Here is a 1,426-nt window from a genome sequence, read left to right as displayed (position 1 = left end):
CAGCGGGCCTGTCCTCGGCGGCGGCGCGGGAAAGGACGGCTTTGACCATGTCCTGTCCCGCCACCTGGGCAAAGGTCTGGGGGCGGTAGCGCGAGGCGAGGGAGAGATGCTTCATGATTTCTTGGCGGCGCGCCCGGTGGGCCGGCGCCTGTTCAGCTTCAAGGTGAAAGTGTTTCAGGTATCCGCTGAGTAAATCTTCGATTTCCTCAGCTCGATGCCAAAAAATGGCTTCCATTTTTTGGAAAGGCATAAAAAACGCTTGGTTAACGGGGGAAGTGAATTCCCCCTGTTCACGTTTTTTGGGCTCCTGCCTGCGCAGGAGCCACGGGAAGCGCTTTATCCAGCGCTTCCCTAAACTTTATAGTGATGCAGCCAGCCGGCGTACTTGGGGTTTTGGCCCTTGACGATCTTGAAGTATTCGGTTTGCAGATGCTTGGTTACGGGGCCGGCGTGTCCGGCGCCGATCTGGCGGTGGTCCATCTCGCGGATGGGGGTTACTTCCGCAGCGGTGCCGGTGAAGAACGCCTCGTCGGCAATATACATTTCGTCACGGGTAAACTGCTGTTCTTCCACCGTGTAGCCCAGGTCCTGAGCCAGCTTCATGACGGAATCGCGGGTGATGCCGCCGAGGATGGACGTCCACGGCGTGGTCTTGATGCGGCCGTCGCGCACGATAAAGATATTTTCGCCGGTGGCTTCAGACACATAGCCGCTGGTGTCCAGCATGACGGCCTCGTCATAGCCTTCGTCCTTGGCTTCCACCTTGGCAAGGATGGAATTGATGTAATTGCCGGCGGCCTTGGCTTTGGACATGCTGGTGTTCACATGGCTGCGGGCAAAGGTGCTGGTTTTGACGCGGATGCCTTTTTCCAGGGCTTCAGCGCCAAGATAGGCCCCCCAGGGCCAGACAGCCACAATGGTCTGCACCGGATTGTTGCCGGGGTAAACGCCCATTTCGCCATAGCCCACGAAAGAAAGCGGACGCACATAGCCTTCGGGCAGTTTGTTGATTTCAAGCGTTTCCACACAGGCTTTTACCAGCTCTTCCACGGTAAGAGTAAGGTTCATGCGTAGGATCTTGGCGGAGTTGAGCATACGCTTGCAGTGGTCTTCAAGGCGGAAAATGGCGGACGTGCCGTCGGCACCGGCATAAGCCCGGATGCCCTCGAAAATGGCGCTGCCGTAATGCAGGGCATGTGTGAGCACGTGAACCTGGGCTTCGTCCCAGGGAACCATTTTTCCGTCAACCCAGATGTACTTCATCTTTTGCATGACTGTCCTCCGCAAGACTCATTAGGTAGGGCGGCATCACTGGCGGCGCACATGGCCGCCTGAGTCCGCAAGGGAAAAAATTTACTGTAAAGCGCCCCATATGGCAAGCGCCTGACCGCGCGACAACGGGCCTTCGCGCCGCCGCGCGGGCCTG

Annotated in this window: 1 protein-coding gene; it reads right to left on the bottom strand. The window is 57.9% G+C overall.

Features of this window, described 5'->3' with window-relative positions; all coding sequences use genetic code 11:
• Positions 1–351: 351 nt before the first annotated feature.
• Positions 352–1,272, bottom strand: a complete 921-nt coding sequence (locus V6C16_RS13260) for a branched-chain amino acid transaminase (RefSeq protein ID WP_333535796.1) — start codon at positions 1,270–1,272, stop codon at positions 352–354.
• Between the last annotated feature and the right edge of the window lie 154 nt (positions 1,273–1,426).

Origin of the sequence: Desulfovibrio sp. 1188_IL3213 (assembly GCF_036763145.1) — a bacterium.
In the GTDB taxonomy this organism is placed as follows: domain Bacteria; phylum Desulfobacterota; class Desulfovibrionia; order Desulfovibrionales; family Desulfovibrionaceae; genus Desulfovibrio.
Note: the sequence above shows the minus strand (reverse complement) of the source record. Positions and strands in the feature narration are given on the sequence as shown.